This is a genomic window from Peribacillus sp. NPDC097225, from assembly GCF_044761955.1.
Lineage (GTDB): Bacteria > Bacillota > Bacilli > Bacillales > DSM-1321 > Peribacillus.
The window spans coordinates 239,720-252,819 of sequence record NZ_JBIWDJ010000001.1; the positions used below are offsets into that span (position 1 = coordinate 239,720).

Sequence of the window (13,100 nt, forward strand, 5' to 3'; positions counted from 1 at the left end):
AATTCATCACCTCTTTACTTACAGAAAATATGCTTTCCGATTTTTTTAATTTGTGGTCTGGACCAAATCCACTTGCTTGTTGCTGTTTCAGGATTGAAATAATATTCCGCATTACCGCTTGGGTCCCAACCGTTAATCGCATCCAAGACCGCTTCTTTCGCCCTTTCGTTCGGAGTCAACCAGATTTGCCCATCCGCAACTGCCGTGAACGCACGAGGCTCAAAAATCACGCCTGAAACGGTATTTGGGAACGAAGCGCTCTCCACCCTATTGAGGATCACTGCGGCCACTGCAACCTGCCCTGTATATGGTTCGCCTCTGGATTCCCCATATACGGCATTTGCCATCAGTTGGATATCATTCTGTGAATATCCTCCTGGAAGGTTCGCAGATGTAGCGGTACCTGTAGACTTATTATCCGATGTAGAGTCATTCGCCTTACTTGTAGAGGCATTCTCTTTATCTTTAACTTTTACTTGCTTATCAATGTCGACTCCCCCGTAATAGGTAAACTCATTTCCTTTATTGATCTGGTCATGGACAAATTCCTTATTGAAATTAGATGCATCTGAAAGTTTCTTTTTTGTCGTTGACCCTGCAAGACCGTCGATTGGCAGGCCGAAGTCTTCTTGGAAATTACGAAGTGCCCAGTAAGTTCCCCAGCCATATGCCCCATCGATTTTCCCTTGATAATAACCAATGTTTTGTAAGCGTGCCTGTAATTCAATTACATCATCGCCAACAGCGCCCCTTTGAATAACTTGACTCGAAAAGGCATTTGTTCTTGTTTCCGGGAAAATTCCGAAACAAATCGTTATGCATGAAAGTAGCAAGAGCCATTTCCACGTTGACGAAATTCCTTTCATCAAAAACACTCCTCTTTACTTGAATTAACGTTATTCTATTTTCTTCTTAACCCGCGCTTTTATTCCAAGGCAATAAAAAACGGAGTGGGCAAATTATGCCAACACTCCGAAATAAGAAATAATATTATTTACTTAGATAATGATTTTGAGAAATCTTTTCTGCATGAAACTTTGACAATAAGCGGGCTTTTTTCACTTTTTTCATTCCCAGCCACCATAGGTAAACCATAAAGGGCATGATTAAATGTACCCAGAACTTCTGGGAAATTAAAATATAATCATAGATGCCATGTAACAAAATCGGGATAATCAATGCCAGGAATACGTACAACCTATTATTATCAGCGGAAAATTTTGCTTTACCCAAATAATACCCCATGATTACGCCGAACAAGGCATGACTCGATACCGGCAGGATCGCTCTACTGAAAGCATGCTCCACACCATTCGCTAGCAGGTACAAAATGTTTTCCATTGTTGCGAAGCCAAGGGAAACTCCTGCCCCATAAACGATCCCATCATATGGTTCATCAAAGGCAATATGCTGATAAATGACGTAGATAAGTATGAACCACTTAAAAAATTCTTCAAGCAAAGCTGCCCATAAAAATGCATTGGCGAGATTAGTATCTAAAATGTGTTCCGTTTCGAGCACATATTGTATAAACATAATTGGTAGAACAAGGAATACACCGAATAGAAAAGTTTTGATGACCACCGAAATGGGTTCGGTATCATATTGATCTTTCAAATAAAAGTAGCTGAGTAACGCCAACCCTGGCGCAATAGCCGCTGACAAAATGACCAGCATGGCCGACCTCTTTTCTTTTCCTTAATCGTACCATGGAATGGAGAAAAATAAAATCCTGTAATTAGTCTTCCTGTTTTTTTACTTGGTCAATATTTAAAGTGCTTTCCGTCTATAGCTGCTTCACTCGCCAGAATGATTGCTAATTTAATACGCGCTTTTTTACTGTCATAATCCGCGCCTAGAATCACTCCTCTATGCTTTAAGTCTGCAGCACTACCTACATAGTCATATGCGGGGTATACCTTCCCCTCCTCGGCAGCTGTAGTCATGACGATGGTAACCCCTTTATCGATTGCATCTTGGATGGCAGGCACCATGTGCGGGGTTACTTGACCTCTACCAACCCCCTCAAGTACGATTCCTTTGGCATCATGTTCGACAGAAGCCTTAATATAAATACCATCCGCGCCGGTGTGGCATTTGATGATATCAACTCTCGGTATATTACGTTGAATCTCAAAACTCTCCCTGTATAATGGTTTTTGATAGATGCTAACGACTTCGTTATCAATAATCCCCAAGTACCCATACCCATAGGATTCGAATCCTTGTAAATTGGAAGCATGTACTTTCTTAACATACTTTGCCGAATATATCCTTTCGTTAAAAACTACGACTACCCCTACATTTTCAAGAAGAGGGCTCGCAGCAGTTAAGATAGAGTTTCTTAAATTGGAATACACATCTGTTCCAACTTCTTGCGGAGACCGTTGCGAACCTGTCACCACAATCGGGCGATTGTCATTAATTGTGAGATCCAAGAAGAAAGCCGTTTCCTCTAATGTATCCGTACCATGGGTCACAACTATTCCAGCCACATCCGGATCTTTCAATTCTTCTTGAATTGCTTGTTTAAGTTCATCCATTCTATTTAAATCCATGGACATGCTCGGTATTTGAAAAAGATCAACCAGTTTAACTTCAATTTCCTTTGGTAGCTCGCAAAGGGATGCCAACTCTTTTCCACTCAAAGCGCCTGATGATAACATGCCGCCCGTGGTTTCTTTACTTGCAATCGTTCCACCTGTCGTGATTAATGATATTTTCTGCATTGTTACCCAGCTCCTTATTTACATATCCTTTGAAGCTAAATGTTGAGCAATTAATCCGCCGTGGAACCTGCCATTTTCAATGAAAATTTCATTGGCATTATTTCCCGCTGCCAGGACACCCGCGATATAAAGGCCTTCAACATTTGTCTCCATCGTCTTCTCATCATAAGTAGGTCTTCCTGTTTCTTGATCAATCGAAATGCCCATTGCTGCTAAAAATGAATGATCGGGGTGGTAACCCGTCATGGCAAATACAAAATCGTTTTTAATTACCTTTTGCACGTCACCAACATGATAAGCCACACTATCTTCAGTGATCTTATCTACAGTGGCATTAAATTCCATCACGACTTTACCATTACGGACCAATGACTCGAACTCAGGAAGAATCCATGGTTTAATACTTGTAGAAAATTCGGATCCTCTATAAAGGACTGTAACCCTTGCCCCGGCCTTAACCAATTCCAGTGCTGCATCCACACTTGAGTTTTTACCACCAATGACAGTAACGTCACAGTTAAAGTAAGGATGTCCCTCCTTGAAATAATGGAACACTTTAGGAAGCTCTTCGCCCGGAATGCACATATAATTAGGATGATCATAATAACCTGTAGCTACGATGACACGTGACGCCGTATAATTACCTTTAGATGTTTTAACGAAAAAGCGTCCGTCATCCTGTTTTCTCACTTCTTCAACCTTCTCGAACTTATGTACCCGTAATTCTTTTCTCCTGACAACTTCCCTATAGTAGGCCAGTGCCTGATTTCGCACGGGTTTCCGATTTTCGGTAATGAATGCCGTATCCCCTATTTCTAACTTTTCACTGGAACTGAAAAAGGTCTGATGGGTAGGATATCGATAAATGGAATCGACTACGTTTCCTTTTTCTATAACAAGGGCCTGAATTCCCTCTTCTTTTAGAGCAATAGCAGCTGACAGTCCACATGGGCCCCCACCGATTATAATTACTTCTTCTTCATTCATTTTACACGCACTGCCTTTCCAACAATAATATTAAGTTATATTCTTCTCCTATTAAAAAATCCTATCATTAAATGATAGGATTTTTTACATATCTTTTCAATGATAATGCTCGTACGCTCTAGCAATACAAGTTAATCATACATCATTAAATTATTAAATCCATCCACGGAAGCGAGATGCTTCTGCCATTTTCCTAACACCGACCATATATGCTGCCAATCTCATGTCAACACGTCTGGATTGGGAAAGATCATAAATGTTATTGAATGATTTCACTAGTATTTTTTCGAGCTTTTCGTCAACTTCTTCTTCAGACCAATAATATCCCTGATTGTTTTGGACCCATTCGAAGTAAGATACGGTAACGCCCCCAGCCGAAGCCAAGACATCAGGAACCAATAAGATTCCACGATCCGTTAGAATTTGCGTAGCTTCTATAGTAGTCGGGCCATTGGCTGCTTCAACCACGATGGAAGCTTTAATGTTTGAAGCATTCTCTTCCGTGATTTGGTTTTCAATGGCGGCTGGAACCAAAATATCGCAATCCAATTCTAGAAGTTCTTGATTAGTGATTGTCGTTTTGAACAGTTTTGTAACCGTACCGAAACTGTCTCGACGGTCAAGTAAATAATCAATATCCAAACCATCTGGGTCATGAAGTGCACCATAGGCATCGGATATACCGATCACTTTAGCACCGGCATCATGCATGAATTTCGCTAAGAAACTACCTGCATTCCCAAATCCTTGTATGACGACTCGTGCCCCTTTAATATCAATGCCGCGTTTCTTAGCCGCTTCATTAATGCAGATGGTCACACCTTTAGCTGTTGCAGATTCACGTCCATGAGATCCACCTAGTACAAGAGGTTTACCAGTAATGAAACCAGGCGAGTTGTATTCATCTATACGGCTATATTCGTCCATCATCCACGCCATGATTTGTGAATTAGTAAATACATCTGGTGCAGGAATATCCTTTGTGGGTCCTACGATTTGGCTGATTGCACGGACATAACCCCGGCTAAGTCTCTCCAATTCCCGGAAGGACATATTACGTGGATCACATACAATTCCACCCTTCCCACCACCATAAGGAAGATCAACAATGCCACATTTCAAGCTCATCCAAATGGACAGTGCTTTTACTTCACGTTCCGTCACATTCGGATGAAAACGAATGCCACCTTTTGTAGGACCAACAGAATCATTATGCTGTGCCCTATATCCTGTGAAAATTTTGACGGAACCATCATCCATACGAATTGGCATTTTCACCGTCAATAATCGTAAAGGCTCTTTTAAAAGCTCAAATACTTCTTCAGGATACCCCAGTTTGTCCAGTGCTTTATGTATTACTGTCTGGGTAGACTTTAGCACGTCATGTTTTTCTTCCTCATTCACATGGCTATTCCCTTTTGCCGATTCCATTATAGTACCCCCTATATAATCTAGATCCATTATTATTAGTGATAAGTGCTCTTCAGTGCTAGTATACACCTTCGCAATATTAAAGCAAAGAGTAAAAATGGGAATTTAAAAGTTAGAAATATTCAAAAAATGAAAACGGTAACATTTACGTTTATATACTTGATACTTCCCCTAATCTTAGAGGTTAAACCGAAAAGGAACGAGGTTATCCAGGCAAACCGTTTTCGGCTATATTTGAAGTGTCTGCCCTGTCTCCTCTTTTCTACTAAATGAAATGCGTGATTAAAACATGTATGGCTTCCTTTTCAATTAGGCGGGTTCCGTATTCATTTATGCGGGATAATGTCAGCGTCGAAGCATGGCCATATTCGGCTGCAAGGGAGATGACCGTTTCATAAGTTGCATCCCTAACACCCTCAATCAATAAATAGTATTTTCCTTCATAAAAATAAAGGGCACTATTGAGCATCCCTTGGAGGGTCAGACGATGACACAACTGAATTACATCTTCAAAATCGTGGAAAACATAAAGAATATGGGGAGATTCATCAACTTTAACCTGCAAATCCAGAAATTCTTCTTCCTCAGTAAATAATTCTTCTTCATCCTTCGTTACTATAATGATCAACCCTTGAGCAGGTAGGGAAAATATTTCAATGGCAATCGAACCACTCATTTTAAAACTGAGCTCTTCACAAGCTTCTTCCACCATATCTTGAAACAATTTGTGCACTTTCAAGGAATTCCCTAAGATGTCTTCTTTTGTGATGCCTCTATCAATTAAATCATCGAGGGTCAAAAAAATCTTAATCTTATTGTTCGTTAATCGTTCCAGTTTCATAAAAAAATGCCCCCTGGTTTCCATCTTCATACATCATATGAAGACTTGGTCTCAAGGTGCATATCCATTATTTATGAGGAAAACATTAAAATTTCAACCACTTATTCCAATCCGATTGGAGACCGCCAATGAATACATGCTTGAATTTATTACGGTCATCGTCAGAAAGATGATTCAGCGCTTCTCCCCCAAGACCTATTTTCAGGTCAGGGAACTCCTGCCATAGCTCATCTATCAACTTTAAAGTTCCCGGGAGATTCTCAGAAAGCGAACATGACATAAAGAGGTAAGATGGTTTGATTATATTCAATACAGTAAAGAGGTCTTCATCAGCTATCGATTCACCTAAATAAACCGTTTCATACCCTTTTCTTTTTAAGAAGATTGTGAAAATCAGCAAACCGAATTCATGCTTTTCCCCTGGCGCACAAACAGTTAGTGCTTTTGGCAATAAACCACTTGTCGGGATAGTATGCATAATCGAACTGATTCTAGCTTTGATAATGGATGAAGCAAAATGTTCATGGGCTGAAGTAATTTCACCATTTTCCCATTTATTGCCTATTTGAACCAAGATACCTCCAAGTACTTCAACTACCGTTTGCTCGATACTGTACATACTGAATGCCTGACTAATAATCAGCTGGGCCTTATTTTCATTGAAGCTTAACAGTGCATCAAGGAGTTCATTCGCTAATTTGAGCGTTTGTTCATTATTTTGCTTGGTTTCGTGGACATCTTCCGCTATCCTTTCAGATCCTTCAAGCAACGAAACGGCTTGACTAATCGTGAACCCTTGGTCTGTTTTATTGATTAACCACTTTAGGATTTGCAGATGCTTTTCCGTATACAATCTGTGACCTGAATCATTCCTGATAGGTTCAATAAAGTGATAACGTCTTTCCCACGCCCGTAAAGTACCTGGCTGGATACCTAGCAGTTTAGAAACTGCCTTAATATTATATTTACCTTCTTGCATAAGTTTACAAGGCCTCCAATAACAGAACATCATTGATGAAATTATAGTGGATTAATTCCACTCTGTAAAATTCAAATATGCTCATTGAGTTAACGGCCTAATAGATTTTCTCCAAAACCTCTCCATATTCTGTAGATTTCCCTTTTTTCAATGTGAACAGATGGGTTTCCGGCTTTGCCTCAAGCCTTAATGGCACAGTACTTGTCCCATATCCATTACTAGTTATGTACATGCATTCCGTTTCGTTCCTTATGCCTCCCAAACGATATGGGCCAAATCCAAATATGCGTATCTGCCCACCATGGGTATGCCCCGAAAGAACGAGACTGATACGATTTTCTGACTTTAGTTGTTCTTTAACAAGTGGATTGTGACTGATCAAAATCCGAAAATGCTCATCCCCGCAGTCCGAAAGAGCAAGGTCGAGTCTGTCTCTTTCAACTGAAATATCATCTATGCCTAAGAGAGCAACCTTTTCTCCTGACTCCGACTCAAAAGAAACGGAAGTGTTATCCAATATCTTGACCCCGAGATTCAGAAGTGAGGCATCCAATTCATGAAAGTCCCCTTCGTAATCATTATTCCCCCATACAAAATATATAGGACCAATCTCTTTCAGTTTCAAGATATTTTTTTCTACCCGCTCTAAAGGGACTCCACTTTCCCTGATATCCCCTCCAATAATGACTAAATCCGCTTTACCAACGACATCTTCGATTAAACGATCCGATATGATTCTCCGATGTAGATCGGAAATAAAAAAAATCCGAATTTCCCCAAATCCTTCCGGAAAGTTGCTGAAATATAAATCCTGGATAAGTAGCCTATCTTGTTTAGCTGTACTCCACATGTAAAAAACCATCACACATATAAGCAGTACCAAACCCAAAAACACATAAACCAAAAACATCTTTCATTAAACCTTCTTTCTTTTCAATTACCGAAATCCTTCCGAAACTTACTCATAAAACCATAATACCCGCTATTCAATATTCCTAACTAGGAGTTTATTTATTTTCATGAAATAAGTTAATATCATAGTTCTTCTTCATCATGTCAAATACCTTGTGCCGATTTTTCCATTCATCCTCTTTTTCCCACAACTGTTTGCTTTTGTTGATAATTTCACATCGAAGCAATTGAAATTCCTTTTCTGCTTTATCCATTTTCTTTTTGATCATCATCATATAACCATAGATTCCGGTCGTCGCAGCCAAAAATAAAAAATGGCTAAAATGGTCAACAAAGACACTGAACATCTTAAAGAACGAATAGGAATAAGGAACAACTATATATAAATAAAGATATATCAAGAAAAGAGCAGCGATAATCATTGTTGCCCATAAACTATGAAGATGCTTCTTTTTGAGCGTCTCGAATTTTTTTTTGCGGACCACAACATTCTGTAACATTTGTTTTGCCGCCTGATCGGTTTTATCATCCAATAAAATGATTGCCGGTTCCATTTATCTTCCCCCTCTTTCCTAATCCTTCAAATCATGATATGAGGTTGTCTTGGAAAAAATGATAATGGGGGCGGACCTTTACTATAAATAACCCAACCTTAGGAAAAAAAGCACCCTGTCGATCTTAAGAGACAGAGTGCTTTTGCTTTTACTTTTTCAGTGGTATCTTCAAGACTTGTCCCTTCGAAATCTCATTGCCATTCAGCCCGTTCCATTTCTGAATTAGCGCAATGCCTTCCTGCGATTTGTAGTAGTTCATCGCAATCCTGAACAATGTCTCTTCTGCCTGAACCGTATGGTAAACAACTTTATATCCGTCAGCCTCCGATTTGGTAGCTGCGGCATCCCCAGAAGCTACTTTATTATCTGCTTCTTGTTTGGCTTTCGCTTCCGCTTCTGCTTTAGCCTTTGCTTCTGCCTCTTGTTTGGCTTTCGCTTCCGCTTCTGCTTTAGCCTTTGCTTCCGCTTCTTGTTTGGCTTTTACTTCCGCCTCTGCTTTAGCCTTTGCTTCCGCTTCTTGTTTGGCTTTTTTCTTTGCTCTTTCTTCTGCAGCCTTATCTTCCTCTTGCTTTTTTTCTTTAAGCTTAGCAGTATCTTTTTCTTCTTTTTCCTTAATATCCCCGGCCGTTGCCGTTGTCGGCACAGCCTCTTCTATAGTTTCTTCGTCATCACTAAAATTCACCACTTCACTACTTTTGGTATCCTTTTCAGGCCTATCCTGAAGGTATGTATAAAGACTATAAAATCCTATAGGAAGCAAAATGAAAAATAGCGATAATAATTTAATCATTGGGAACTTTATCTTCACTTTGCTTTTTTTCTTTTTACTCTGATGAACCTCACTTCTTTTTGGTAAAGATGACTTCACCTTATGACGATCGGATCGCGTACGAAGTTCTCCAGCTTGATCGTTTTCATTCTCTTTTACACGACTCATCTAAGTCACCACCCTCTTCACATACTGCCAGCTTTACATACTTATGTCTTATTAATATACCGAGGATAAAATCTATTAAAAAATGGGCTGTGATCGTCACTAAAATATTTTGGGTCCATTCAAACAAAAATCCGATGAGAAAGCTTAAAAGCGTCACATTCAAAAATAAAAACCAATTAAATAAGTAACGATAATGAACCGCCGCAAAGATAATGCTCGTCCACAATAAGCCTATATGTGTCTGCATAACACCACGAAATAATAATTCCTCGCTAACCGCTACTAACAAAGAGACGATAAAGATCATGGGATATGGTAGGCTACTGAAAATGCGTTCATTGACTCCACCATCATCCTGATAGGAAACAGGGGTCACTTTCATCATGACCACATCAAAAATGACCACTAAGATTCCAGCAGGGACACCTATCAACAAAATATCCATATCTTTAATGTCAAATAAAGAACGAAAGGTAGAAAAATCTTCAAATAAGATAATACCTAAAAAAAAGCCAATCGTTAAGAGAATAATTTGGGTCAGGAACAAATTATATAGTAACTGTTTGTCTGTCAGCTGTTTAATTAATTGCGCCTGCTTATTTTTCATGCCCATTATCCTTATCCAATAAGATAAAAGCTAATTCCTGTTTCCATGTAGAATATGAATTACCCTGCTGTTCCTTTACTGCCGGCCATACATCCAAGATATTTTTTGCATCTATTCCACAACGATCGCAACATACGTCATTCCCTTTTCGCTGCTCTTCTTCAAAATAATGCAAAATGCCCAAACGCCTACATATTTTAGTATGAATCCAATTCAAAAAAACGTTCAGCTTTGCCTGATTTTGCATCTTTCTTGTATGACAATAGTCTTTCATCCTTGTTCTATGCAATGGTGAGTCATCATCCGTCAGAAATTGTGTAAAAAAACGGAATTGAATATCATTCAAAGAAAAGCTCTGAAGAAGATGCTCTTTTTCAGAAAGACTTAAATCAGCCATACTTCTATTCGCTTCATTTAAATACGAACAAACGGCCTCAATTTGATGGTCAGTTGGTAGCTGTTGTTCCATCAAATGCAACGGAAGTCCTTCATCCCCTTCGCTATATAGTAAAATGGCTACACTTTGTTTTTGGTCACGGCCTGCCCTCCCTATTTCTTGAAGGTATGATTCCATTGTGGATGGCATATGAAAATGGATGACAAATCTAACATCAGCTTTATTGACTCCCATTCCAAACGCACTCGTTGCACAAATGATTTTTAACTGGCCCAAGATGAATTGCTGCTGAATGAGCATTCTTTGCTCCTGTTCCATACCTCCATGATAATAATTGACACTACCGACTCCATTTTCCTGTAAAAAACCCGAGACCGCTTCAGCCACTTTTTTCGAAGAAAAATAAATAATTCCACTACCTGGGAATTCCCTGACAAGCGAGAGGACACGGGCAAGCTTTTCTTCGTAGCTATATATATTTTCCACAAGTATCGCGATATTTTCCCGATCAACGGATGAAACGATTTCCTTATGTTGGGATATATTCAATTTGCTGATAATATCTTCCCGTACTTCTTTTGTTGCTGTTGCCGTCAAGGCAAGCGTTAATGGGTTATTTAACTTACGCCTCACTTCTCCCAAGTTCAAGTAATCCGGCCTGAAATCATATCCCCATTGAGAAATGCAATGCGCCTCGTCAATGACAAATAAGCCTATGTCAATTTTCCTTAAAGACTGGATTACACTTTCTAGCCCAAGCATTTCGGGAGACAGAAAAATAAACCGATACGTTTGCAATCGTTCAAATGCCTGTTTTTTTTGATACGCGGTCAAAAAAGAATTGAGGGTCAGAACACTTTTTTCTCCTCTCATCTTAAGCTGATCCGCCTGATCCTGCATCAGGGATAATAACGGCGAAACAATTATAGCCGTCTTATTGATAAGGTAAGCAGGGAGTTGATAACATAATGATTTACCAGACCCTGTGGGAAGCATTGCCAATGTGTGGGTCCCTTCTAGCAAGGATTCGATTACCTCATACTGTCCAGGACGAAAATTGTCAAATCCAAATTTATCTTTCAGGACTGTATTCAAGTTCATCCTCTATCACCTATTTTCGCAAGTACAAGCCTTATTTGAAAAAAACTAATTTGCTCATTATCGACAGCTTCCTTGATTACCTTGAGTTTTCTCGTATTCAACCGTTTAATGACCGTAATGATTTTGTCTTCATCCTCTATTGGAACATAGTCATTTATCGAAAAACTTTTGTCCGATAGCACGATTTCTACGAGATGATCCTCAATCGTATTTCCTTTTAAACGACGAATCTCTGCAATTTCCTGTAGCGTTTTCCCTGCCTGAATATATTGCAGAGTCGTATGTGTCGATTGTGTTAGATGAGGATGCCCACCATTTTTCCAATCATGGATTAGAGAAGCCAACAGAGGGTAATCGCGTACTGTTGATATCTCTGCGAGCATTTGATGCAATGAATCGAGAAAAACGTAGTGCACAAACCACTCATCAATTTCTTTCCTTTTTCCAATCTGCTCAAACGTAAGTCCGATTCGATTGACTCCCGTAATTTTCAAAACAAAAATGTCACGGTTCAACTCACTTTGCATCTCTAAGAGGGTGACCAATTCATCAAAAAGATGCTGAGCAAGTAACTCTCGATTTTGTTGGTTGGCATATAAAAAACCCTTTACGAATTCCTGTACTCGTTGATTCTGTTGTATCGGATAAAAAGGCCTTTCATTGTGGACAATATGGGATATAGTTTGGATAAGAAGATTGAGTCTTCTCCAAAAATCCGGGGTGATGTTTTGGTATTTCCACCCATTTAGTGATAAAGGAAGAGGCCACTTTTTGAAATAAGAGGCCAACGCCCCTCCTCCTTTTTCACTAATCAAATACACATCGTTTTTTTCCGTTGGTTCGATTAGTTTCAGTTCAAGAAACAATTTTATGTTTTGAGATAACTCCTCCCGGGTAAAACGAGGCATAGTCCCAAATATGTTCGTCAGCCCAAATAAGTGCGCATCCTGAATAGTCTGGGACGATTTTTTACCCTGAAGCATATGATAAATTGCGTAGATGGAACGCTCACCTTGGAACTTTTGTATCGCATATAAAATGATTGCTTGAAGATAATTGTTCATGAAACTCACATCCTTGTTCCATTTATCCAATTATATTGTAACAAAAATCTGCAAATACCGCCTTTTTTTATGTCATATATGCAATGATATTTGTGAATAAACAACTAAATACGTACTCGTTATAAAGAAATTTTCCCAATAATTTGTGTTGACTTTTCATATACTTCCGTATTATCGTTACATTTTCTATTGATAAGTTCGGCTTTCGGTCTTACAATAAGAAAGAGATGTTAATCTATAATAAAAAAGGTTTTGAGTTGTAAATCAACTTAGGAGGGGTTTTATTCATGGCTAAATTTACTATTGTTGATAAAGAAACATGTATCGCTTGTGGAGCCTGTGGAGCTGCAGCACCAGATATCTATGATTATGATGATGAAGGAATTGCTTTTGTTACGCTAGATGATAACGAAGGAATCGTTGAAATCCCCGATGTTCTTATAGATGACATGATGGATGCATTTGAAGGATGCCCCACAGACTCTATCAAAGTCGCAGACGAATCATTCGAGGGCGACGCTTTAAAATTCGAATAAGTATAAAAGCCATTTTCATTTTGAG

The 13,100-nt window shown here is 39.2% G+C and carries 14 protein-coding genes; 1 reads left to right on the forward strand and 13 read right to left on the reverse strand.

Annotation, left to right across the window (positions count from 1 at the left end):
- Positions 1-14: 14 nt before the first annotated feature.
- From sleB to ACIQXH_RS01220, 13 genes are all read right to left on the reverse strand, one after another.
- Positions 15-869, reverse strand: a complete 855-nt coding sequence (gene sleB, locus ACIQXH_RS01160) for a spore cortex-lytic enzyme (RefSeq protein ID WP_402869207.1) — start codon at positions 867-869, stop codon at positions 15-17.
- 121 nt (positions 870-990) lie between these two features.
- Positions 991-1,677 (reverse strand): glutamic-type intramembrane protease PrsW, encoded by a 687-nt coding sequence (prsW, locus tag ACIQXH_RS01165; RefSeq protein WP_402869209.1) that lies wholly within the window; start codon positions 1,675-1,677, stop codon positions 991-993.
- Positions 1,678-1,763: 86 nt separating this feature from the next.
- A complete protein-coding gene (locus tag ACIQXH_RS01170; RefSeq protein WP_402869211.1) occupies positions 1,764-2,729 on the reverse strand; it encodes an asparaginase in 966 nt (321 codons plus the stop codon).
- An 18-nt stretch (positions 2,730-2,747) separates the two neighbouring features.
- Positions 2,748-3,716 (reverse strand): YpdA family putative bacillithiol disulfide reductase, encoded by a 969-nt coding sequence (locus ACIQXH_RS01175; protein ID WP_402869214.1) that lies wholly within the window; start codon positions 3,714-3,716, stop codon positions 2,748-2,750.
- Positions 3,717-3,869: 153 nt separating this feature from the next.
- Entirely contained in the window at positions 3,870-5,147 is a 1,278-nt protein-coding gene (locus tag ACIQXH_RS01180; protein WP_402869216.1) for a Glu/Leu/Phe/Val family dehydrogenase, read from the reverse strand.
- Positions 5,148-5,412: 265 nt separating this feature from the next.
- On the reverse strand, positions 5,413-5,988 hold the full coding sequence (locus tag ACIQXH_RS01185; protein WP_402869218.1) for a genetic competence negative regulator: 576 nt from the start codon (positions 5,986-5,988) through the stop codon (positions 5,413-5,415).
- 85 nt (positions 5,989-6,073) lie between these two features.
- Positions 6,074-6,967, reverse strand: a complete 894-nt coding sequence (locus ACIQXH_RS01190; RefSeq protein ID WP_402869220.1) for a MerR family transcriptional regulator — start codon at positions 6,965-6,967, stop codon at positions 6,074-6,076.
- Between the two features lie 97 nt (positions 6,968-7,064).
- On the reverse strand, positions 7,065-7,871 hold the full coding sequence (locus ACIQXH_RS01195) for a metallophosphoesterase (protein WP_402869221.1): 807 nt from the start codon (positions 7,869-7,871) through the stop codon (positions 7,065-7,067).
- Between the two features lie 103 nt (positions 7,872-7,974).
- Positions 7,975-8,433, reverse strand: coding sequence for a DUF2663 family protein (locus ACIQXH_RS01200; protein WP_402869222.1), 459 nt, complete (start codon positions 8,431-8,433; stop codon positions 7,975-7,977).
- A gap of 148 nt (positions 8,434-8,581) precedes the next feature.
- Positions 8,582-9,370, reverse strand: coding sequence for a LysM peptidoglycan-binding domain-containing protein (locus ACIQXH_RS01205; protein WP_402986111.1), 789 nt, complete (start codon positions 9,368-9,370; stop codon positions 8,582-8,584).
- Positions 9,348-9,977, reverse strand: a complete 630-nt coding sequence (locus ACIQXH_RS01210) for a CPBP family intramembrane glutamic endopeptidase (RefSeq protein WP_402869226.1) — start codon at positions 9,975-9,977, stop codon at positions 9,348-9,350. Before ACIQXH_RS01210 ends, ACIQXH_RS01205 begins: the two co-directional genes overlap by 23 nt.
- The gene (locus tag ACIQXH_RS01215; RefSeq protein WP_403079372.1) at positions 9,967-11,475 is read right to left on the reverse strand and encodes a RecQ family ATP-dependent DNA helicase; all 1,509 of its coding nucleotides are present in this window, start codon (positions 11,473-11,475) and stop codon (positions 9,967-9,969) included. The genes ACIQXH_RS01210 and ACIQXH_RS01215 overlap by 11 nt, the downstream gene beginning before the upstream one ends.
- Positions 11,472-12,539 (reverse strand): YpbB family protein, encoded by a 1,068-nt coding sequence (locus ACIQXH_RS01220; protein WP_402869230.1) that lies wholly within the window; start codon positions 12,537-12,539, stop codon positions 11,472-11,474. Before ACIQXH_RS01220 ends, ACIQXH_RS01215 begins: the two co-directional genes overlap by 4 nt.
- 287 nt (positions 12,540-12,826) lie before the next feature.
- Between ACIQXH_RS01220 and ACIQXH_RS01225 the strand changes: the two genes are divergently transcribed.
- Positions 12,827-13,075: a ferredoxin gene (locus tag ACIQXH_RS01225; protein WP_402869232.1), complete on the forward strand. Its 249-nt coding sequence runs from the start codon at positions 12,827-12,829 to the stop codon at positions 13,073-13,075.
- Positions 13,076-13,100: the final 25 nt, after the last annotated feature.

Coding starts and splice junctions, on each gene's coding strand:
- prsW (WP_402869209.1), bottom strand. CDS start 1,677: ATGCTGGTCATTTTGTCAGCGGCTATTGCGCCAGGGTTGGCGTTACTC.
- ACIQXH_RS01170 (WP_402869211.1), bottom strand. CDS start 2,729: ATGCAGAAAATATCATTAATCACGACAGGTGGAACGATTGCAAGTAAA.
- ACIQXH_RS01175 (WP_402869214.1), bottom strand. CDS start 3,716: ATGAATGAAGAAGAAGTAATTATAATCGGTGGGGGCCCATGTGGACTG.
- ACIQXH_RS01180 (WP_402869216.1), bottom strand. CDS start 5,147: ATGGAATCGGCAAAAGGGAATAGCCATGTGAATGAGGAAGAAAAACAT.
- ACIQXH_RS01185 (WP_402869218.1), bottom strand. CDS start 5,988: ATGAAACTGGAACGATTAACGAACAATAAGATTAAGATTTTTTTGACC.
- ACIQXH_RS01190 (WP_402869220.1), bottom strand. CDS start 6,967: ATGCAAGAAGGTAAATATAATATTAAGGCAGTTTCTAAACTGCTAGGT.
- ACIQXH_RS01200 (WP_402869222.1), bottom strand. CDS start 8,433: ATGGAACCGGCAATCATTTTATTGGATGATAAAACCGATCAGGCGGCA.
- ACIQXH_RS01205 (WP_402986111.1), bottom strand. CDS start 9,370: ATGAGTCGTGTAAAAGAGAATGAAAACGATCAAGCTGGAGAACTTCGT.
- ACIQXH_RS01210 (WP_402869226.1), bottom strand. CDS start 9,977: ATGAAAAATAAGCAGGCGCAATTAATTAAACAGCTGACAGACAAACAG.
- ACIQXH_RS01215 (WP_403079372.1), bottom strand. CDS start 11,475: ATGAACTTGAATACAGTCCTGAAAGATAAATTTGGATTTGACAATTTT.
- ACIQXH_RS01220 (WP_402869230.1), bottom strand. CDS start 12,539: ATGAACAATTATCTTCAAGCAATCATTTTATATGCGATACAAAAGTTC.
- ACIQXH_RS01225 (WP_402869232.1), top strand. CDS start 12,827: ATGGCTAAATTTACTATTGTTGATAAAGAAACATGTATCGCTTGTGGA.